The organism is Clostridium sp. BJN0001, from assembly GCF_022869825.1.
In the GTDB taxonomy this organism is placed as follows: domain Bacteria; phylum Bacillota; class Clostridia; order Clostridiales; family Clostridiaceae; genus Clostridium.
Window position 1 is genome coordinate 1,783,171 of record NZ_CP094971.1, and the last position, 22,362, is coordinate 1,805,532.

The following is a 22,362-nucleotide window of genomic DNA, read 5'->3' on the forward strand; positions in this document are numbered from 1 at the left end:
ACAACTTTGGTTTACGTTTACCTTTTGGGCTTAAGTTTGTTATGCAACCTCACCCACCTAATTGCCTTATCAAGTTTCTGTTCGTAGGCTCAAGAATTTTGCTACACCACTTCCTTCATCCATACCATTACTGATACCAACTTGTGGTTCGCTACGCTTGGCGGTAAATACCCGTGACTGGACTTTCACCAGCTAGATTAGTGCCATGCCTGGCACACATAAAAAAACAACCACAGAAATTTCTATGATTGTTCTTTTATCGGATATTTACTTTATGTTATATTATTTGTTCATTAACATATTTTTTTAACAACCCACCTACACTATTTTGATTACTTCCAAGACATTCGTATGATCCAAATATCCAAAAAGCATCTTTTGCACGAGAAACTGCTACATTCATAAGTTGTGGTGATACATTTATAAAATAGCAACCATCATCTTTTCCATAAACTGTAGATAAAATAATAATTTTTCTTTCAGCACCCTGAAACGTATGAACTGTTCCGACTGAAATATATTTCTCATAATCTGGAATATAATCTTTTAATTTTTTTCTAATTACGGATACTTGTGCTTTGAAAGGCGTAATAATTGCGATAATCTGATCATGCGATAGCATATTATTATTTGCATTATATTTTTCTCTTAAATTAGGATAATGTATAGCAAGCCACTTAGCAATTTCTGTTGCTTCCACCTCATTTATTCTACTACACCCTTTTTTTGAAGATTTATCAACTTCAATATAATAATGTCCCATATGAGGATATTCTTTGATTGGATATTGAGAATCATTTTTCCCATATCCTCTACATGCTTTAAGGTGTCCTTTATAAACTAATTTATTGCAATACTCGATTATTTCATCATAACATCTTCTATGCTCGCTTAAAAATAAGCCTTTTTCAAATTTATCATACACGCAAGAATTTTTAGCAACTTTCATTACACTCGATTCAGAACAATTTAAACCTGTGGTCTTCAATTTTTCAAATTCTTGAATATCCAGTATTGCACCACTTTCTAGTGCAATACTTCTATCTAACGCTCCTCCAATTCCCCAAACAGGCGGAATTTGGTATTCATCTCCCACAACCACTGCTTTTTTTGCAAGTGCAAAAGATGCTGCTGCAACTTCCGGAGACACTTGCCCAGCTTCGTCAACTATCAATAAATCAATAAAATTGTAAAGATAAGTACTAACTTTCTCATTAGTATTATATACAATAAAATTTTGAGGCAACTTATAAAATGTCATTACCATACAAGGGGTCAACATTGCCAACCTAGAATATTCCTGTTCATATATATTAACAATATTACGTTTACGCTGCTCTTCAGTAATTTTATCTTCTCCTAGCAAAAACCTACACTCATAGTAATGTACTGCTAACCAGAATTCCAAATATCTAACATTCACGTCAAAAAAATTATTTATTGAATCTAACTTACAGTGTTCTAATAAATTATCCACCTTAGTTTTATATTTCTCTGAATATCCAATATTAAAACTATAATTTTCTAACTCTTCAAATAATTTTTTAATTTTTCCACGTAGCCTTTGAATAGTATTAATATCTATTATTATCTTCTCATACTCTTTTTCTCTTTCGTTTATCATGACTCTAAGTTCATATGCTTCTTTATTAAAAGACTTTACTATCTCAGAATATCTTACTTGGATTTCATCAATATTCATATTTTCTTTTAAAAAATCTACTTCATATGAGTTTTTATTTATTTCAAATACTGTTAGAATTTTTTTGTTGAATTTTGGAATAACTTTTAATAATCTAATAAACCAGTTTATATTTTGATATATTTGTTTCCATTCATCTGTACGTCTCCTATAACTATCAATCTTTTTTTCTATACAATCTAATTTTTCTGATATTTTTATAATTTCCTCCTTTTTCTCTTTACTATTCTTTTTTAAAATCCCTAAGAATTTTCCTATATCAATATTTCCTGTAATTGTATATATCTCTGACAATCTATGAATTATGTTACAACGTATTTTATCAATACAAGTTAATCTCGTATGTAACATGTCCCTACATTCTTCAATTGACAAACAATTTGACTTGAAAAATTCATTACAATTATCTATCATTTTTATTATTGAATCTTGCATAAACTGTTCCTCATCTATACTCAAAGCATAATTATCCCATTTGTTACTAGTATACTGGTATCCTTTTTCTTTTGCCTCTTTTTCTTTGTTCTTTGAAGGAAAATATAATGCAAAACTAGTCACTTCATTAATCCATCTTTTTTCTAAATTTGCTATTCCTATAGAATCAATTTTGCTAAATGAATCAATAATATTAGTAACTGCTTGATTATTTGTTGACGATGCAACTATAATGGGTGCCTTCTCCCTATTGAGTGCATTTCTAACATATAGATTTGCAACTATAGATTGTAACAAAGTAGTTTTCCCAGTCCCTGGTGGACCACTAATAGCTAATATCCCACCCTCATTAAGTTCATTGAAATGATTAACTGCCTCTCGCTGGGACTCTGCTAACGGATACTCCCCTCCCATTTGTCCACAATGTTCAATCATCTTTTCTATAGAATTATTAGATATCAATGTTTTTGACTTTTCAACATCATTCTTTAAAAACTGCTCATATAGATATTTTCTACACTTATTTTTTTTAATATCTTGATATAATTTTTCTATGTGGAATGAGGCCTGAATAGTATTATCCAAGACAATATACATATTTTTTTGAAAATTAACTTCAAATTTTCCCGGGTTATCTTCCGAAATTTGAATACCTGTTACTTCTTGATATAATTCTGCACAATATTTAATATAGTCATCCCATTTTTTTATTTTCTTATATCTATCAACTGTATTCTCAATAAAATAGTCAACTTTCTTAGTATCTCCAAGAGAAACTAATGGTTCTACCATAGGTTCTAAAACTTCCCTTGGAAACCATGGCAATTTATTATCAACAGGTATTTCCAATCTCCCATCATAAGATAATCTTGCCGGAATATAAAATACACCAAAAAGATCTTCTATATTATTTTCATCACTTTGTCCTTCGGTTATGTGATTTTTTACTGTCCTAGCAATAATAATAATGTCTATAAATTTCAAATCATACTTATTTTTATGAATAACTGATTCAATTAAGAATTTATACACAGCTTCAGGAACTTCTCCCATAAAAATATTTTCTTTAAAAACAATTTCAAATGCATTTTCTTCATTTTTTAAATCAATTATATCTTTATGCTCAGCAACTAGAACATTGCGAAAATACTCCGTAAATTTACTTGTTTGATTCATAAACCCTCCATTTAAGTTAGTTTAATAATTAAAATATTAAATAGTTTAATTAACTTATTCCCTATTTCCCTGTTCATAATTAGAAATCATCAATCTTTTCTATATTCCAAGTATAGCCCAATTAATTATTTTTTTCCATACACTAACTCATAATGCTGGTTCATCTATCACATGTATTTCTCAAATATAATATATATCTTTATTTTTTCTTGTCATTACCTATTTTCTTAATATCACCCACCCCTTCATTATCTTCATTTTCATCTGCCTCATCATTTTCATAAATCCCTTCATCCTCATATTCTTCATCCTCAAAATCATCATAATAATTATCTTTCTTCCTTATTTTTAAGAAGTAATATCCTGTTCCAATTCCTGCAACTATTAAAATTACAATTATTATGGTAATACTGCTACTTTTCTTTTCATTATCTTTTTTACTTTCTTCTTCTGCATTAGAATCAGCATTACCTTTGTCTTTTTCTCCATCTGAAGTTTCTTCTGGTACTGCATACACTGTTCCAGTTGCTGTCTGTGGAAGTGTTGTATTTCCATTGTCATCAACAAAATTTAACAAATCATTTCCACTTACTTCTGTCAAGAGATAAACATTATTATCAGTTTTGCCTTTATCAACTATCATATAAAAGGTTTTATTTCCCTTAGTTGTAATAGTAAAAAATTCTTTACCAGTTGAATTTTGTCCATCTTCTGTTTGTATTTCAGAAGTTGTGCCTCTAGCTCCAGTTGGATCCGTTGCAATCGCTGATAAAGGAAGACTTGAACTTCCGGTTACCGTTGAACTTGTTTTTGATGTGCTTGAAGTACTTCCTCCTGATGATGAAACTGATACATTGTTTTTAGTTTCTTCCTTTGCAGGATCTTGATAATATGGATTTGTCATACTATAAACTAATGACATATTTCCGGCATTATCTAAAGCCTGTATTGATATTTTTTCATACTTAGTATCGTACTGTTGAAGCCTTATATTTAGTGAATTATTAGTAAGTTCAGTAAACTCATATCCATTAACATACACTGCCTTAATTCCTGACTGGGTATCATATGCAATTACTGATAAAAGTCCTGCTGTAAGCGAAGCATTTAATGTAGGCTTTTCTCTATCAAAACAATCTATATACCTACTTTTAGAATAAACTTTTCCATCTGTATCTGTTACCTGAACATATACTGTGCAATTTTCCGAAACTGTTATTTTCATATCATCTGTTATGTCTGAAAACTTAGCATTCTGTGATGTTTTAGCTTCAACTTTATCTATCTTTATATTATCTGATACATCTTCAAGCTTTATCAAAATATCTGTATCACCACTTTTCCATCCTTCCGGTTTTTCAATATCAATTTTTATATTTGATGAACCATCTTCTACTGTATCTGCTAATGCAATCATATTTTTTTCTGGAATAACTACTGCTGCAACTATCAGAAATGATAATATTATTAATTTAAATACCCTGATATTTATTTTTTTCTCTTTCCTCTTTACCATTTAATATTTCCTCACTCTCTTTATTTTCTATTTCCTTAATTGTTATTTTTTGCTTTATAAAATCATCTAGATCTTTTCTTGAAATCTTATTTTTTCTCACTATGCTTATAAGTTCTAAATTTTCTGCTTCAAATTTCTTTTTTTCAAGCTCTTTAAGCCTTTCTTCATAAGAAGCTATCCTTTCCTTTGTTTTTCCTATTTCATTAAGTATTTTTTCTAAATTCAAAGTATCTCCCTCCATTTCAACTTTCAAAAGCTATGAAAATGATTCTACCTTCAAAGTATTTTTATTGATATATAAAAAATATAGGATTCAAATAATTATTATTTTCAAGAATTTCTATATGAATTACTTCTGTTGAAGTTCCTATAATATCTCCCTCCTTCACTTCCTGCCCTTTTGAAACATTAACTGTTTTTAATTTTGCATATTTGCTTGTATATCCATTACTACCTTCAATAACTACATAGTTTCCAAAGTCATTGCTGTTAGATACCTCTATTACTTTTCCTGTATGCATTGACTTAACAGAAGTTCCTTCTGCTGACAAAATATCTATTCCTTTATTAAATTCCTTAATTCCAGATGGATTTTTTCTATATCCATAATAGCTAGATATACTGTTATACCATTTATAGTCTACAGGTGGTGAAAAACTTTGAAGTCCTCCAAAACTCTGCCCATAAACAGCATAAAGAGACACAGTATCCTCATCTGTCATTCTTTCAAGAACTATCTGTTCCAATGGCTTAACAGTTAGTGTTATATTAAAAATCTTATACTCATAAGTTTCTGGAACTTCCCTTGATTCACCTGTAGAAGGATCTACTACTGTTTTAGTTCTTGTCCTCTTTTCTATTGTTTCCTCTGTTTTTAATGTGTACTGTTCATTGAACAAACTTTGTAATTTTTCTAAAATATCCTCATATTTGAATTTTTTATATTTAGCTGACAAGTAATTTATAAGGGTAAATGGATTATGTTTAATTTCTGGAATTGAATATCGATACTCATCATATCCTGGATTATCTTCTTGAATTTCATCTATCCGCTTGCCAATTTCAAATTCCTGCTCATTGTAATAAAGCTCTGCCTTATCTATATCTTCAATTTCTGATTGATAACATGAAACCGATACTGTTTCCATAGTATTAGTAAGCATTATTGAGCATGAAGAAAAAGTAGTCATAACAACTATTAAAATCAATAACACTGCAATAATTACTCCTATTACCTTTGGATTTCTAGCAATAACCTTAGCTGTCGATTTAAGAATATTTTTGCTTGCACCTGCTATTGTTCTAATTCCTTGCTTAGATTTCTTATAGTTTTTTGCATACTGCTTTTTTATTCTTCTTTTCTGCATCATTTTATTTAATGGATTGGAACTTTTATATTCTGGATTTTCCTTTAAGAATTTTTGATACTGAAGCTTAACCTGAGCTCTATCTGTTTTCTTTTGAAGCTTGGAGATTCTTTTATATGGAATATCTCTTAATTTTCCTATTCTTTTTCCTGCAAATCTTAATGCTGACTCACCTAACCTCTCACTTTTATGTGCTGCTTCAACTCCTGAATTTTCTTTTTCTAATTCATTAACCTTACCATGTGTATAAGCAATCGTTTGTCTCTGTATTCTTTTGACACCATTTTTAATTACTCCATCACTTTTTCTTTTTTTGACTTCTTCTTCAAAATAGAGCTTGTGTTTAACCTTTTTATTTTCTTCTTCAAAAATTCTTTTTACTTTTAGCTTTTTCTTTTTAGGAATCTTATCCTTTGCATTTTCTAACTTTTCATTGAGCTTATCTGCCTTTCTTTCATATTTTTCTATTTTTTTATCAAGCCTAGATTTAACCTTCACTTCCTCCTCGTTCAATACTTCACCACCTTATTTTTAGCCAAAATAAAAGAGCCGCTAAATCTGATTAGTTACTCTTACTTTTTATACTATTTTATTTAAACTAACTTTACGCCAAGTTGGCATTAAGTCATTCTATTTCCTTAACCTCATCAGGTTTAGTAGTCATAATTTTATAAAGTATAGTATCTTTAGGAAATTTATCAACAAAAGGAATAATTACATTTCCATAAAATAAAAGGCCTTCTCCTTCATTTGCATGTGTTACATAAGAAAGTTGATGTGGTGAAATATTAAGCTGCTTTGCTAATATCTGTCTATCTCCTGATGCCTGATTAAGCATATAAATGAAATCACTATTTTCAAATATATTCTCTATTTCTCTACTTGACAAAAGATCTTTAACATTCTGAGTTATACCAGTTGGAATTCCACCCCACTTTCTAAATCTTTTCCATATTTCTACTGAGTAAGCTGCCGTCTGCTCTTCCTTAAGTAATAGATGGAATTCATCCATATAATATCTTGTAGATTTCTTTTCTGCCCTGTTTATTGTAACTCTGTTCCATACCTGATCCTGAACAATTAACATCCCCAATTTTTTAAGCTGTTTCCCAAGTTCTTTAATATCAAAACATACAAGCCTATTTTGTATATCAACATTTGTTCTATGGTTAAATACATTTAGCGAACCCTTAACATAAATTTCTATTGATGTAGCAATTCTTAAAGCTTCTGATTCCTTTTGTTCTTTTAAAAGGTTATATAGATCTTCAAGTACAGGCATTTTCTCTGACACAGGATCTTGTAAATATGCCTGATAAACTTTTCTTACACAACGGTCAATAATTGTTTTTTCAATTGGTTCTAATCCGTTCTTACCACCAACTATAAGTTCGCAAAGTGATAAAATAAAGTCACTTTTTAATGATAATGGACTTTCATCTTCTGAATAATTTAAATTAATGTCCATTGGGTTTATATACTGTGTACTTGTAGGCGAAACCTTTATAACTTGTCCCTTTAGCATGTTTACAAGTGGATAATATTCGCCTTCTGGATCACATACAATAATATCATCTGTCGTAATTAAAAATGCATTAGTCATTTCTCGCTTTGCACTAAAGGATTTACCTGCCCCTGGAGTACCTAGTATTAATCCATTTGGATTTTTTAATTTCTTTCTGTCTACCATAATCATATTTGATGATAATGCATTTAATCCATAATAAAGGGCTTCTCCATCCATAAAAAGCTCCTGTGTTGTAAATGGCACAAATATTGCTGTGGAAGATGTAGTTAAGCCTCTTTTAATTTCTATATTATTTAATCCAAGTGGGATTGATGACATAAGTCCTGCTTCCTGCATATAATCAAGACACCTTAAACTACAATTATATTTTTGTGCTATTCCCTGTGCCTGAAATACTATATTCTCAAGCTTCTGTTTTTTATCTGATGTATTCATTATTAAAACTGTTACTAAAAACATTCTCTCATTTCTTGACTGCAATTCCTCTAAGAGATGTTTTGCTTCCACTCCATATGTTGCTAAATCTGATGGAATAATATCCATATCATAACCGCTTCTTACAGCCTTTTTCTGTTCTTCTATTTTCATCTTATCAAGGTCTGTTATTTTTCTCTTTATCTGCTTTATTGCCTCCTTCTGGTCAATTGATCTTATATGAATATTTACTGTAACATCATTATCCATATCAAGAAAATCTGCAAGCATTCTATCTGTAAGCTCTGGTGCAAGTATCTGTAAAAATGATACCTTTCCAACTGTTTTTCCCATTCCAAATGTTCTGCTATCTCTAAAATCAAATGAAGTTGGTGAAATAAAATCTTTAGTTGTAAGCCCTGTTTTAGGTATCATATCATAGCTGAATATGAAAGGTTCCTTTGTATCTGAATTAAAGGTATCATGCATTATTTTTAGTCTTTCTTTTCCATTTAGACCATGAGCTGTTGCCCCTAAAACTTTAAAATTATTTAATATATCTATTTCTATCCTTTCAAGTCTCTGTTTTGCTGTCTTAAAATTATCTGCCTCTATTCCAAAAGTTATATATTTTGTTTTAACTAACCCATTATTACCTTTTGAAAGTTGCCCTTTAAGCATTTTTGCATATTCTGTCCTTATATTATTAAATTCATCTTTCTGCTCTGGTATCTCAATGCTCTTTTCAAATTCATTTATATTTACAGTCTGATTTATAAAAGAAAGCTGTACTGATATTGAGCTGTCAAAGTAATTTAGAAATTCACAGTAATTTTCAAATATTGCTGTTTTATCTTCATTTTGTGCAAGCTGATAATTTATATCATAAAACTGGATTGTCTTTGAATAATAATTTTCTTTAACCCTACATAATCCATCTTTATACATCTGAATATACGGAATACTTTGCTGTACAGATTTAGAAGCCTTCCCTTCCTTTTTTCCCTTTGATTTCACCGCTTCTTTCTTTTTCCTTTGAGATAAACTCTTATCTCTTATTAAATCTGATTTTTTTCTTGGTTTTTCTTTCACCTCTTAAAACCTCCTTATCAATTTTAATTTGATTTTCTATATAGTCATACATATTTTCTGTTTTATAATATCTAATCTTTGGATATATAAATGTCACCTTAATGTAATTCAAGGCTATTTTTTCAAAATGCATTCCATCTTTTTCATACATTGCAAAAAAGAAAAATGGAAGCATTATAAACACCATACATATTGCAGAAATTTCTGTACCTATGTAAGGTTTTGTAAATATATAAAATGGTACTCCAACTGCTGCCGCAGATCCAAAACATATGATCTGTCTTTTAGTTAAATTAAGTGCCACCTTTGTTTTTACCTTAGTTAAATCCTTTGGTACTGGTACATACGCCATATGTCTAAATTCCTCCTATCGATTAATGTGCATTAAATATAGTTTTTGACAATGTTCCTGTTTTAAAAAGACTAAAACATAGGATAACAGTATATGCTGCAATTGAAAACATAGCTGAATGTATATTATCTGATATACTCATTGATTTAACTAACACTACATAAATTGCTACACACACCATCATAAAAAATCCCTGGAAACCTAGAGCAAGAAGTCCTTTCAAATAGTTATTCCCAATAGTTCCCCATTCCCTGTTTGTCATTGTTGCAAAAGGAATTGGTGAAACTGATGTATAAAGATATATTTCTACCATTCTTCCATATAATATGACGGTTATTATTACTGAAAGAATTTTCATACTGACACTAACTAAGGTTGTTTCTACAGATAATAGAGCTAATTCTCCTATTTCCATATCAGACAGTTTGTCAGTCATCCCTTTTATTGTTTCTGAAACATCTATTTTAGCATTTCCAGTAATAAAAGCAGCACTATTATTTACTACATGCTGACCCACATCAAAAACTGCCATAGTTATATCAAAGGTATGGGTGACAAGATATACTGCCACCCACATTTTGAAAAAGTATTTAAAAAACATAAATGTATCAACATCATGCATATTATTTCTTTCCATTATCATTGAAATCAATTCATAACAAAGAACAAAGGTAATAATCATCCCTGCAATCGGGACTATTACATTTTCACTAAGGGATTTTATCATAGTAAATATATCACTATTCCATCCCTGTGGAGTTTGTCCTACTTGATTCGCTATTGTTCCTACCTTGCTATTAACTTCATCAAACATATTAGAAAGTGTACTTTGAATATAACTTATTAAAATTTCCTTAATCGCATCTAATAATTTATTAACTATTATGTCCATTTACTATTAGAATAGCCCTGACAATAATGGTATTAATGTTGTACCTATAAGCACTACGCCGCCGCCTGCCATAAGCTGTTTAATTCCTTGTGATTTTGCTCCTGGATTATCATTACCATAACCCTCTAAAAGATTTATTACTCCCCACACTGAAAGTCCAGCTCCAATCGCTATTACCAATGTCTTTAATACATCTATTGCTGAATTAAAAAATTCCATTTAATTAACCTCTTTCTTTCATTAATTTTAATCAATATTGTATACGTCAACTGTATCATCCTGTCTTACTTTTAAATTTCTACTTAGATATTTTTCAATATTAAAGGCATTTTTCTTATCATAATCTGCTAAGTATTTATACCTTCTATGTTTTGTAATATCAAATTTACTTGAGAAAAATGGTCTCACACCTCTAAGCTGAAGTATGCATTTTCCTCCATCCATTACTGCTATTTCATCTTGGCTCATCAGCTCCTTTCCAAGTTTCTGATAACTCAGTCCATAAGTCTTTTCTCTTCCTCTATTTTCAGAAGTATTATATAAATCTATGGTCTCCTTTCCTAAAATTTCTGATATTTCTTTTAATGTTGTTTTTTCTTTTCCTCCTAAAAATAATGTAGTATCACAGTTTCCTACAATAGTATCTGCATCATCCTTATAAATTGCCTTAAGCTGTGATTGTGACTGCAAAATAATAGAAGCCGATATTTCACGACTTCTTATAGTAGCTATTAACTTTTCAAATTTAGGTATCTTTCCAATGTTTGCGAATTCATCAATAAGACACCTCACATGAACTGGAAGTCTTCCACCATAAACATCATCTGCCTTATCACACAGAAGATTAAACATCTGTGTGTACATCATTGCTACAATAAAATTGAAGGTGTCATCTGTATCTGAAATAATAACAAACATTGCTGTCTTTCTATCTCCTAGCATATCAAGTTCTAGTTCATCATATTCCATTAATTCTCTTAATTCCTTAATATCAAATGGTGCAAGCCTTGCCCCACATGAAATTAAAATGCTTTTGGCAGTTTTTCCTGCTGCAAGCTTGTACTTTTTATACTGCTTTATTGCAAAATGTTCTGGTTCTTTTTCTTCAAGCCTATCGAATAGCATATCTACTGGATTTTTAAAATCTTCATCGTCTTCTCTCGCTTCTGATGCGTTAATAAGTTCTAGAAGCATAATAAAATTTTTTTCTTCCTCAGGTGCTTCATACCATATATAAGCTATAAGTGCTGTATAATACAGTTTTTCTGCCTTTACCCAGAAGTCCTCTGTGCTCTGGTTTCCTTCACCTTTTGTATTTGCAATAATGGTATTTACAAGCTTTAAAATATCTTTTTCACCTCTAATATAGGCGAAAGGATTGTAATGCATAGACTTTTTGAAGTTAATTGTATTTAATACCTTAATTTTATACTTCCCTTTTTGTAATAGTATGCCACATTCAACTAATACTGTTCCCTTTGGATCTGTAACTACATAAGATGAATGCATCTGCATTAAATTAGGCTTTACATAAAATCTAGTTTTACCACTTCCAGAACCTCCAATAACAAGTACATTTTTATTTCTTGCATATTTAGGCAGTGACGGTCTACTATTCATTGTAAGACTTTCTGTTTCTGTAAGTATTACATTATTTTTATAATCTTTATCCATATACGGCTTAATGTCCTCTACAGTTCCCCACCTAGCCGAACCATATTCAACACCCTTCCTAAATTTCTTTGCATTTTTACCCTTAAAATATATAAAAAGCTTAACAATAACAGCTGCGATTATTCCTGCTATTACATCAAAAGTATTTAAGCTTGGCAAAAAGGTCTTAAATGCTCTGCTTAAATTTATAATTGTCCATGATACTTTATCTAATATATTATTTCCAGATGCTCCCCTGTAAAGATAGCTTATTTTGTCACCTAAATAAAATATTAGAACATAGGGAATATTTAAAATTACTAACTTTTTACTATCGTTCTTCACCTTTCAAGCCCCCTGTCCTTCTTTTTGACTTTGTCTTTCATTAAGTTATTTTTTATTATTTCCCTATATTCATTCAGCTGCTTCTTTATTGAAGGCTTTTCTTTTAGTTTCATTTCCTTATGAACATATTCCTTAAAAGCTTGTGTTAATACATCTACATCCCTGCTTTTAAAAAAGATAATATATTTAGGTGGTGTTTCTGTTTTATCCTTTTTGACTGCAAAATCCACACTATATTTTTTAGCAATTTTCTCAAAAGACTTAATGTTACCATCTGTAATCTCAATATTAGAAACTCCAGCATTTTGTCCAACTAAATGCTTAACAGACTGCTTTCCTTTATAATGCTTATTGTCTTTATTTTTCTGTGCCTGCAAAAATTTTTCTAAAGCATTCTTCAAAACTGATGCTGTAAGTTTTGCTGTCTTAACTGTCAAGGCTATTGTCTTTTGGTTTACTTCTTCATGCAATAATATGACCTCCTTTTTTAAAATTAATAATTTTTATGGTGGTATTAACAACCTGTAAGACCATATTTTCATTGTGTCCTCCTATTTTTGTGCAAAATAAAAGAGCAGCTAATGTTAATTAGTTACTCTTAGTGTTTTCTATATGTTAGTAATAGCTTGAAATTTATTATAAATTGATTTTTCTTGATAACTTTTCTTCAATTTCCTCTACATTTTTATCCTCTGCAAATAATATACTCTCTTCCGTAAGAATATCATTAATGGTATGAAATTGTTCTTTTAAATTAAGCATTTTGATTAAATTTACATACATTAGTACTGCAATTGCTTCTGAACTAGAATATGTTTTTTCAAATGGCTTATATGTGAATGGTTTCCACTCATTATTTTTAACCAAATCTGCTTCATTTAAAATTTCTGTTGCTTGCTCTCTCGCTTCAATCAATTTATAAAAAATTATAGCATCCTTGGCACAGTCTTCAAAACTATATCCTGTATAAGCTGTAACAGTAAGACTTTTTAATACAATATCCATAAATGTAAGAAATAATGGTTTCAATTTTGTATCTTGTGATAAATCTGTTAAGTCAGACACTACCTTATGAAATATTTTTCTAAAATTAACACAAGAATAACTATAACTTGGAATAACTCCATCTGAATATTTATTACCTCGCTTACTTACTTCATTATTAAAAGGAACTCTCTGTTTTTTTTCAACATCAACTAACTGTACTGGCTTAACAAGTGCTGCTGTATCTCTATCCGCAAAATAGTTTTTTCCTGGTTTACAATAAGGTTTATCAACGACAGTAATTACTGCCTGATATGCAGTTTCGCATAAAAGTTTATTTAAAATATTATCAACAAATAAATCTTGATATACGCCTTGCATCTTATTCACTATTGCGTTATATAATTCGTCATACATCTCCATACAATATTCAATAACTTCCGATGTAGCTTTAAAGAAATTTTCTACTTGTTCTTTATGTTTATTATTATCTACTTTTAACGTGCCTTTCCATTTTTTTACTTCTGGTAACTGAAAAACCAATTCATTCAACTGATACTTATTATTTTTTTTAATGTTATTCACAATATCATGCAATTCTCTGTCATTATTATTTAGATTATTTAAAATATTTTTTTTGAAATCTTCATCATTTTGAGTAAGATCTTCATCTCTTCTCATAAGTATCATAGGTGTCTTCAAATTTTGTTTCATAATTTCATCTATAATTCTCTTAAATACAATAGGTTGTTGAATAGATGAAATTGAAAAGAAAAGAATAGTATTAACATCATCTGTTAAACTTATATTATCCATACTAAATCCATCTGAATCCCCAATATCACCAAACCCACGACTGTCTCTAACTACTATAGAATCAAATTTACTATCATCAAGTATTATTCCAGACTTACATGGCAATTGTAAAAAAACGTTACTACATTTTTTTGCAAATTCATTATCATTAATTTTCTCAAATACCTTCTTTAATCCATTATGCTCATTGCTTAAATTCTGTAATTCCTCTAAAATTGAGTCATGCTCCTCTCTATTGGCTGCTGTACAATCAATCACCTTTATTTTTTTATATTATTACTAAATTCATAACTTGTTAATAACTTAGTTGTATTTGCTCCACCTAGTGATTTTGCTGCAACAAATTCAAAAATATTAATCTCACTTAAAGCTGAAATAAAAGTTGATTTTCCCGCTCCAGCTGGTCCTAACAAAAGTATTGTAAATTTCTTTTTCATATTATTTCACTCCTCGTATAATGAGTTTATAGTCATACTTTACACACCGTTGTAATATTTTACATATATATACTAAATCGTATCATATCATCCTTTATATAACAACCACATTATACAAATTTATAGTAAATCATGATTAACCTCTGTCTTATAATAATGATTAATAGTTGCTGGAGCATTATAAAGTGCAGTAATCATATAGCTTTTAATATTTCTAACCTTAGTGGTGTTTTTATTAATGCAATTAATAACATACTGAATATGCAAAATATTTAACTTAAGTATTCTGCTTTTTACAATATCAGCCTGCAAATCCTGTCCTGCTATCCTTATATTCTTACTTGTGGAGCATATAATATCCATCATAAGATTTACTATTTCATCTACTTCTTCTTTATCATACTGGCTACATAAGGTGCTGTAGCCTATATTTTCTTTTAGAATCTCTTTATAAATCTCAATGTTGTCTATCTCATCTATCCTATCTTCAATATTTTTTATCTCAAAATTATTATTATCCTGATAGATAGGATTGATATTATCAGTGTCATTTATGTTAGTCTTATTATATTTAGTATAATTACTCTTCGATTTTGAGAAGTCTTGACTTTTGCTTTTTGGAACTCTAAATTTTTCGTTTTCAGAACCCTTGACTTCCGATTTTGAAAAGTCTTGACTTTCCATTTGTGAAAGTCCTATTTTTCTATTTTGAATATTTTTGACTTTCGATTTTTGGAAGTCTAGACTTTCATTGTTTTTTTCTTCAGCATTTTCTTTTATTACAAAGCTTTTAACATATATAATTGTTGGTTTTCCTTGACCTTGTTTTACGCGTTTAATTAATCCAATACCCTTATCTCCATCTAATTCTGCAAGAAGCTTAACTGCTTTTCCTGTACCACAATTCATTAATTCAACAATATCTTCTAAAGTAAAATAAATATAGACTCTATTATTATCATCAAGCCATCCATTTTTTAAAGATAAAGACATTCTATCAAGCATAAGTCCATACAATACCTTTGCTTCACAAGATAATCCTTTAAAATGTATATCTGTGAATAAAACCTTTGGTATTCTATAAAAACTAAATTGTTCTGCTTCCTTTCCATAATAATAATCAAAATCTATATCGTTACTCAATTTTTATTCCTCCTTTCCGCTCCAATCTTCTAATAATTTATAAATAATATCCTCTATCTGCTTTTGTGTATATTCTTTAGGAAAATATCTCCCAAGCTTTTCTCTGGAAATTGTAACTTTATTCACTGCTTTTTCTTCCTCTGTCATTATTATTTCAATAACATTTTTATCAAGCTTTCCTTCTAAACTATATTTCTTTAGCCTTACTGATTGGGATAATGAAGGAATACTATTACTTTTTTTTATAATTTTTAATAAATCTGCTTGTTCTTCTTTATTCAAATATGAAATATCCACAGCTGCATTAAATGACAGCTTTTTATTATCCACATATTCTAATAGTTCCTTAATGAGTTCTGTTAATCTTATAAATCTCTGAACTTGTCTTATACTATCCCCAGCTTCTTCTCCTATTTCCTTAACTCCACCTACTTTATTGCACTCTTTCAAATCACTTCTAAACCCCTGATGTTTTATTGCATCAAGCTTCATTTTATAAGCAAATGCCTTTTCACTATATAATAGATTTTCTCTTTGTATATTAGAATCTACCATTATAATAGTTGCTTCATCATCATTTAAATTTCTCACTATAACTGGCATAGTTTTTAATCCTGCATTTTCACTTGCTCTTTTTCTTCTATGTCCAGATATAAGTTCATAGCCTCCATTTTCTCTTTGCCTTGCAATAGCTGGTACTAACACTCCATATTCTTTTATACTCTTAACTGTTTCCTCCATTTTTTCATCATCTATCACCTTAAATGGATGGTTAGTAAATTCATATAATTCTGAAAGAGAAATTTCCTGTATTCTTTCATTTTTAATATTTTCTTTTTCGTCTACTATGTTAAATATATCATTATAGGAAGTTAGTTTGATTTTCTTTGCATTACTGCTTTTCATTATTTAAAACCTCCTCAGCTAATAATTCATAGGCTTTTGCTACTTTTCCATTAGGATCATGCTTAAAAATACTTGTCCCATATTTGCTTGTTTCTGAAGCTCTTACTGAATAAGGAATATTATTTTCAAATATCTTTAAATTCTCTCCATAAGCTTCCCTAAGTGCTGATATATTTTCCTTTGAATCATTTGTTCTTTCATTGACCATAGTCATTAATATCCCTTCAATATTTATCTTTTGATTAATCTGCTTTCTAACCTTATTAATTGTATGAAGCAAAAGTTCTAAGCCCTTTAATGGAAGATACTGTGCTTGAACAGGAATGAGTATTCTATCAGCTGCTGCAAATACATTTATTGTTATCATTCCAAGGGATGGCATACAGTCAATTATTATATAGTCATAAAATTTCTTCATCATTTCAATATATTCTTTTAATATAAGCTCTCTGCTCATTACATTGACTAATGAAATTTCAATTCCTGATAGTTCAATATTAGCTGGAAGTAAATCAATTTTTTCTTCATGTCTAAGTATCCCATCTTTTTCTAACATTTCTTCATCATTTATTACTTTTCCCATTACAGTAGCTAGGGTTTCTGTCAGTTTATCTGGTTCATCAAACCCTAAGCTTGCAGTTAAACTTCCTTGAGAATCTGCATCTATTAAAAGTACTTTTTTCCCCTTTCTTACAAGTCCAATTCCTAAATTAACTGTTGTTGTAGTTTTGCCTACTCCCCCTTTTTGATTTGCTATTGCTATTACCTTACACATTTTCTTTCCCTCCTTAAAATAGAAAAAGGACACTCCAAAATCACTAATGGAATATCCTTATATTGAAAAAGGGATACAATTAAATTAATCGTATCCCTATAATAATTCATATTTACTTTTGTGTATTAAACATGTTCCCATTGAAAACATCAATTACAACTGAAACTGAAATTCTATCAATTATAGCTTTATTTCTATAATCTTGTTCATCTCTGTTAAATGTCATAATCTTTGTAAAGTGTTTAAATGCTAGGATTTCGACGTACCTTGATATTGTAGTCCCACTACCACTTCCACATGAGGTGTATTTCAAAATTAAATTGCTTTTAAATATAAACAAATATATTTTAAAGTATTTCACGCCTAATTACAGCTTTAATTTTCGAAACAAAACTATAAATAAGTATATCCTAAAATATATTAGATTTTTCTAAAATTCATATGTGGGTGGAAAAAAGGTGGAATTTTTTTATATTTCCACCCACATATGAATTTCTATTTAATGATCTTGTTAAAAATATAGATAGCTTTCAACAAGATCTTATTAATGTATTGGATAAGTTGTGAACAATTTTAGGAATATTAAAGCATAGTCTTTATAGATATTTATATAAGAATGAAATACATATTAGAAATATTTATAATAAAATAAAGAACCATATTTTTTGATATATGGTTCTTTATTTTAATTTCAAAGTGTCTATTTTTTAATGGTTTATTAAATTTATTTATCGTATGTATTATAGATGCATACTTATTACTTTCAAAAATAATATTTGTAAGTTCTACATCTTTTTAATTAATTGAAATATTGCCATAAATATACTTACAGCTATTGCCGCAGTTGCTATAAAGACAGCAATTGTTCCAATAATAGTACTCCATTTATTAAGCTTTGTTGATCGTGTATTTTCTTGTACTTCAGCTTTTAATTCTCCAAATTCTTTTTTTATTTCTTTAACAGAATTGTCTACATTATTCATTGCTCTTTCATAGTGTTTTTCTAAACGTTTTTCAGATTCGCTTTGTCCTTTACATAATCTTTCTTCCATTAATTCCATATTTTTAGAAAGGCGTTCTTCTTGATCTCTTCTATCTTGATCAATCTTTTTCATATATATTTTTAAAATTTCTTCATCATCCATATGATTTTTACCCCTTTCCGTATTATTATCCTTATAAGTATTCCCTTTTTTAATATTATTATTCTTTTGATTTCCCAAATAGTCGTAATATTTTGTATACTTTTTAGAAATATTATTACAATTTTCTGTTAATGGTTTATGAATCTCATTAGGATTTTTAAATTCTTTTTGGACTGAGCGTTTATCCAAATTTTTCCTGCATTCTTCTATTTGCATTACATTTCCCATAAAATCACCTATTTATCAAATGCTTCTAACACATTATTTATTTCACTCTGTAATTCTTTCAATTCTTTTTTACTCAATTCAAAAGTTACACTATTAGAATTGCATAGAGAATCATTAGGTTTATTATAATCTAGCTTCATGATAACACTATCCTTTTCTAATTCTAATTTATAACTTTTACTTGTTATTAATTCAAAATTAAATCCATTTAACGTATTCAGATTACTATAAAATTTTAATTTTATATAATCAGTTAATTCAGGAGTAATTTTTAATAGCTCTTCTATATAAATATCATCACTATTAGAATCTGAATTATCTAGTACTTTATCTATTAAATGTTGTATGATAGATGATATACATTCTTTAAATTCTTTATCAGTACTTAAATCTTTACATTCTTTAGAAAAAGATATTCCGTATGAATTTCTATTTACAGATATTTTTACTTTTTTATTTTCATATAGTTCTTTAAACTTATTAAAATATGTTTCTTTGCTTAACTTATTCTTCATTTCTATCCCCCTATTTCTTTACACCTATAATTTTATACTTATTCTATTTTATGTCAAATATTTTTTAAAAATTATTTGACATAACCATTCTTATCAAACACATACTCAATACCATCAATAACTGCAGTTTCATTACAATAGCATCTGCCCTGATATCCATTTGAGTTTTCTTCAAGATAGCACTTTCTACCTTTATAAGTTATCCATCCAGTAACCATAGCTCCAAATGAACCATCATGTTTTTCATTAAGATAATACCAAAATCCATCATCTTTAATCCATCCTGATGTTATATATCCATTTTCCACAAAATAGAACCATTTGCCCTCTATTTTAATCCATCCATCGTTATAATAGCTCTCTTGGTCTGGAGAATAAAACCAACCTTTTGAATCCTGGTTCCAACCTTTTTTATATTGAGTTAAATTAAATGGTATATTACTATCTATTGCATTGCAGAAAGCATAAGCTAGTTGTTCCCAGCTATACTTATTATATATATCAATATCTGCTGCACTATCACAAAAACATATTTCTGAAATTATGTTTGATGCTGCAATATGGTTCATTTCATACAGCTTCTGGCACTTAACTCCTCTGTTACTAAATCCTAAAGAAGCATAATTATTAACTAATCTTGTTGCATAAGCATATGCTCTTGAGCTTGTGGAACTTACAAGACATTCTGCTCCATGTGCTTGACCATTAAAACAATTCATATGCAGACTTATAAATAAATCTACATTGTTGTTATTAGCTTTTGAGGCACCTTCTGCTAGTTCCATATTCTCTGTATTAGCATTGCTATTACAATCTATTACTGTATGCCCATACTTAGTTAAAACCTCTTTGATATAGTTATAGTATTTTTTCATTTGCTCATGCTCATTCACAATCCCTACTGCTCCTTGGCAGTTGTCTGAATGTCCTGCTCTTAATCCTATTTTCATATATAAAAACCTCCTTAATATAAAAATAAAGGTGCCTACTAAAAAGAAACACCTTTCATAATTCTCTTATTCATCTTTCTTCAACTGCTTATAAGTCTGATTGATTCCTATTGCTACTCCCCATACAATCGTACCTTGAAGTATTCCATTTATAATTGCATCTAATGTAACTTTATATTGTGCATTTATTATGCTTAAAATAACCGCTATTGTAAGAACAAAAGCTCCTAAGAATAATGTTATATATTTGTCTTTTATGCACTCAAGGCTCTTTAAAATTTGTCCTAATACCATTGCTGCTGCGACTAAAAGTACCATATAAGGTGGTAAATAATCCATTAAATTTGTTAATTCCATTTTTACATTCCTCCATCTAATCTATTTTCAATTGAATCAATTCTATGATGTGCTGACTTTACACTTTGTTTTACTTCTATTAAATCTTTTGCTAATTCTTGAATCTGTCTGTCTCGTGATTTATTATCTAGCCTTATATCATCAACTCCTTTACTAATATAATCTAGTTTTGCTTTTGTTTCTGCATCTTCTTTTGTCTCTGCTCTTATGGCATTATCTTTGTTATGAATAAATGTTACATAACTAATAACAAATCCCCCTATTGTGCAAATTAATGCAATGCTTATTCTTTCCATTTTTCCCTTCCTCTCCATACACTTGGATTTTTGTATAATAAAAAGAGACTAGATTTCTCTAATCTCTTTGATTAACAATTAAAATGTTGCTTATATTCATGTTTTAAGTTATCCAAGCTATTTTCTGCATAAATTTGTGTTGTGCTTGGAGTTGTATGCCCCAATAGATGTTGTATCGTTGTTATATCTGCTCCAGATTGTAGTCCTAATGTTGCCATTGTATGTCTTAGCAAATGGGGGAATACTGGTTTCCCTATCTTTGCTCTCTTCCCAATATTAGATACTGCTACTTCTAATGATCTTCTGCTTAATCTATTAAATGGAGATTTTGTGGCTATAAATAATGCTCTATTTTCATCATCTCTAGTATCAATATACTTTTTTAAATGTAATTTTGTTTTATCATTGAAAAATACAATTCTTTCTTTTTCTCCTTTTCCTATTACTTTTAAAGAATTATTAGAGAAATCAATATCTGATATATTGGTGTTCATAACTTCTGAAATTCTACATCCTGTTGCAAAAATAAATTCTATCAAAGCACGTTCTCTAAGATTTATACATGCCATTCTTATTTTTTCTAATTCCTCTAATGTAAGAGAATGTCTTAAATGCTTTGGTAAACGTGTTCCTAATAAACTTCTTGCGGGATTCTTTTGTATTAATTCCTCCTGCTCCAACCATTCAAAAAATGTTTTAAAACAAGCAATTTTATTATTAATTGTACTTGGTTTTAGTTTAGAGTAATTTAATGCCATAAAGTAACGTATATCGTTTTTTGTTATAGTTGATACAGGCTTTACTATAAAATCAGAAAATTTTCTTAACGTATATGTGTAATTTTTTAATGTAGCTTTCGAATAATTTTCTAATTTTTTTACTTGAAGATATAATAAGATCTTTTCTTTAAGATCACTTGCAACTAAGGATTTTTCACTACTAACTACTTCATAATTATATAAAGCTAAATATAGTAATTCCCTTAATTTCTTTTGCTCATCCCAATTATAGTTAAATTCTAATGTTAGTTTTCCAATAGCCTTAACTATAAATTCTTCATTACAATTCAATATAATCACCTTCTTATTAAAATAACAAAATATAAAATTAATTTTGAATAACTCTAATAAACATGGTTATACTATTAAATGTAATAAGGGAATTATCCCAAAATTACATATGATAAAACCAGGTTATATATATTATGTCAACAGTAATATATTTCCCTGGTTTTATTTTTTTATGCAATTTTATTCTTTACTTTTCTTATGTTTTAGCAATAAACCTATTCTGTAGTATTTCAAGTATAAAAAATAGGCACTAATAAATGCCTATCAT

21 protein-coding genes are annotated in these 22,362 nt (G+C 29.0%); all 21 read right to left on the reverse strand.

Annotated elements, in window-relative coordinates; all coding sequences use genetic code 11:
• Positions 1-277 precede the first annotated feature (277 nt).
• Positions 278-3,313, reverse strand: coding sequence for an AAA domain-containing protein (locus MTX53_RS08640; protein ID WP_244833339.1), 3,036 nt, complete (start codon positions 3,311-3,313; stop codon positions 278-280).
• Positions 3,314-3,512: 199 nt separating this feature from the next.
• The gene (locus MTX53_RS08645) at positions 3,513-4,829 is read right to left on the reverse strand and encodes a CD1107 family mobile element protein (RefSeq protein WP_244833340.1); all 1,317 of its coding nucleotides are present in this window, start codon (positions 4,827-4,829) and stop codon (positions 3,513-3,515) included.
• On the reverse strand, positions 4,786-5,055 hold the full coding sequence (locus MTX53_RS08650; protein WP_244833341.1) for a DUF4315 family protein: 270 nt from the start codon (positions 5,053-5,055) through the stop codon (positions 4,786-4,788). The genes MTX53_RS08645 and MTX53_RS08650 overlap by 44 nt, the downstream gene beginning before the upstream one ends.
• A gap of 61 nt (positions 5,056-5,116) precedes the next feature.
• Positions 5,117-6,709, reverse strand: a complete 1,593-nt coding sequence (locus tag MTX53_RS08655) for a M23 family metallopeptidase (RefSeq protein ID WP_244833342.1) — start codon at positions 6,707-6,709, stop codon at positions 5,117-5,119.
• Between the two features lie 112 nt (positions 6,710-6,821).
• Positions 6,822-9,230: a VirB4-like conjugal transfer ATPase, CD1110 family gene (locus MTX53_RS08660; RefSeq protein WP_244833343.1), complete on the reverse strand. Its 2,409-nt coding sequence runs from the start codon at positions 9,228-9,230 to the stop codon at positions 6,822-6,824.
• Positions 9,187-9,582, reverse strand: a complete 396-nt coding sequence (locus MTX53_RS08665) for a PrgI family protein (protein ID WP_244833344.1) — start codon at positions 9,580-9,582, stop codon at positions 9,187-9,189. Before MTX53_RS08665 ends, MTX53_RS08660 begins: the two co-directional genes overlap by 44 nt.
• Before the next feature lie 22 nt (positions 9,583-9,604).
• Positions 9,605-10,474, reverse strand: a complete 870-nt coding sequence (locus tag MTX53_RS08670; protein WP_244833345.1) for a VirB6/TrbL-like conjugal transfer protein, CD1112 family — start codon at positions 10,472-10,474, stop codon at positions 9,605-9,607.
• A gap of 6 nt (positions 10,475-10,480) precedes the next feature.
• On the reverse strand, positions 10,481-10,693 hold the full coding sequence (locus tag MTX53_RS08675; RefSeq protein ID WP_244833346.1) for a Maff2 family protein: 213 nt from the start codon (positions 10,691-10,693) through the stop codon (positions 10,481-10,483).
• Between the two features lie 27 nt (positions 10,694-10,720).
• The gene (locus MTX53_RS08680; protein WP_244833347.1) at positions 10,721-12,472 is read right to left on the reverse strand and encodes a VirD4-like conjugal transfer protein, CD1115 family; all 1,752 of its coding nucleotides are present in this window, start codon (positions 12,470-12,472) and stop codon (positions 10,721-10,723) included.
• Positions 12,469-12,942 carry a PcfB family protein gene (locus MTX53_RS08685; RefSeq protein WP_244833348.1) on the reverse strand — a complete coding sequence of 158 codons (474 nt, stop codon included), beginning with the start codon at positions 12,940-12,942 and terminating at the stop codon, positions 12,469-12,471. The genes MTX53_RS08680 and MTX53_RS08685 overlap by 4 nt, the downstream gene beginning before the upstream one ends.
• 166 nt (positions 12,943-13,108) lie before the next feature.
• Positions 13,109-14,530, reverse strand: coding sequence for a hypothetical protein (locus MTX53_RS08690; protein ID WP_244833349.1), 1,422 nt, complete (start codon positions 14,528-14,530; stop codon positions 13,109-13,111).
• 2 nt (positions 14,531-14,532) lie between these two features.
• Positions 14,533-14,709 carry a hypothetical protein gene (locus MTX53_RS08695; RefSeq protein ID WP_244833350.1) on the reverse strand — a complete coding sequence of 59 codons (177 nt, stop codon included), beginning with the start codon at positions 14,707-14,709 and terminating at the stop codon, positions 14,533-14,535.
• Positions 14,710-14,829: 120 nt separating this feature from the next.
• A complete protein-coding gene (locus MTX53_RS08700) occupies positions 14,830-15,852 on the reverse strand; it encodes a DUF6017 domain-containing protein (RefSeq protein WP_244833351.1) in 1,023 nt (340 codons plus the stop codon).
• A 3-nt stretch (positions 15,853-15,855) separates the two neighbouring features.
• Positions 15,856-16,758, reverse strand: a complete 903-nt coding sequence (locus MTX53_RS08705; protein WP_244833352.1) for a ParB/RepB/Spo0J family partition protein — start codon at positions 16,756-16,758, stop codon at positions 15,856-15,858.
• On the reverse strand, positions 16,745-17,533 hold the full coding sequence (locus MTX53_RS08710) for an AAA family ATPase (RefSeq protein WP_244833353.1): 789 nt from the start codon (positions 17,531-17,533) through the stop codon (positions 16,745-16,747). Before MTX53_RS08710 ends, MTX53_RS08705 begins: the two co-directional genes overlap by 14 nt.
• A 785-nt stretch (positions 17,534-18,318) precedes the next feature.
• A complete protein-coding gene (locus MTX53_RS08715; protein WP_244833354.1) occupies positions 18,319-18,906 on the reverse strand; it encodes a hypothetical protein in 588 nt (195 codons plus the stop codon).
• A gap of 8 nt (positions 18,907-18,914) precedes the next feature.
• On the reverse strand, positions 18,915-19,421 hold the full coding sequence (locus MTX53_RS08720) for a hypothetical protein (RefSeq protein WP_244833355.1): 507 nt from the start codon (positions 19,419-19,421) through the stop codon (positions 18,915-18,917).
• Between the two features lie 71 nt (positions 19,422-19,492).
• Positions 19,493-20,371: an N-acetylmuramoyl-L-alanine amidase gene (locus MTX53_RS08725; protein ID WP_244833356.1), complete on the reverse strand. Its 879-nt coding sequence runs from the start codon at positions 20,369-20,371 to the stop codon at positions 19,493-19,495.
• Between the two features lie 66 nt (positions 20,372-20,437).
• Positions 20,438-20,728, reverse strand: coding sequence for a phage holin family protein (locus MTX53_RS08730; protein ID WP_244833357.1), 291 nt, complete (start codon positions 20,726-20,728; stop codon positions 20,438-20,440).
• 2 nt (positions 20,729-20,730) lie between these two features.
• The gene (locus tag MTX53_RS08735) at positions 20,731-21,024 is read right to left on the reverse strand and encodes a hypothetical protein (protein ID WP_244833358.1); all 294 of its coding nucleotides are present in this window, start codon (positions 21,022-21,024) and stop codon (positions 20,731-20,733) included.
• A gap of 71 nt (positions 21,025-21,095) precedes the next feature.
• Complete coding sequence (gene xerA, locus MTX53_RS08740; RefSeq protein ID WP_244833359.1) at positions 21,096-22,094, reverse strand: site-specific tyrosine recombinase/integron integrase; 999 nt, start codon at positions 22,092-22,094, stop codon at positions 21,096-21,098.
• Between the last annotated feature and the right edge of the window lie 268 nt (positions 22,095-22,362).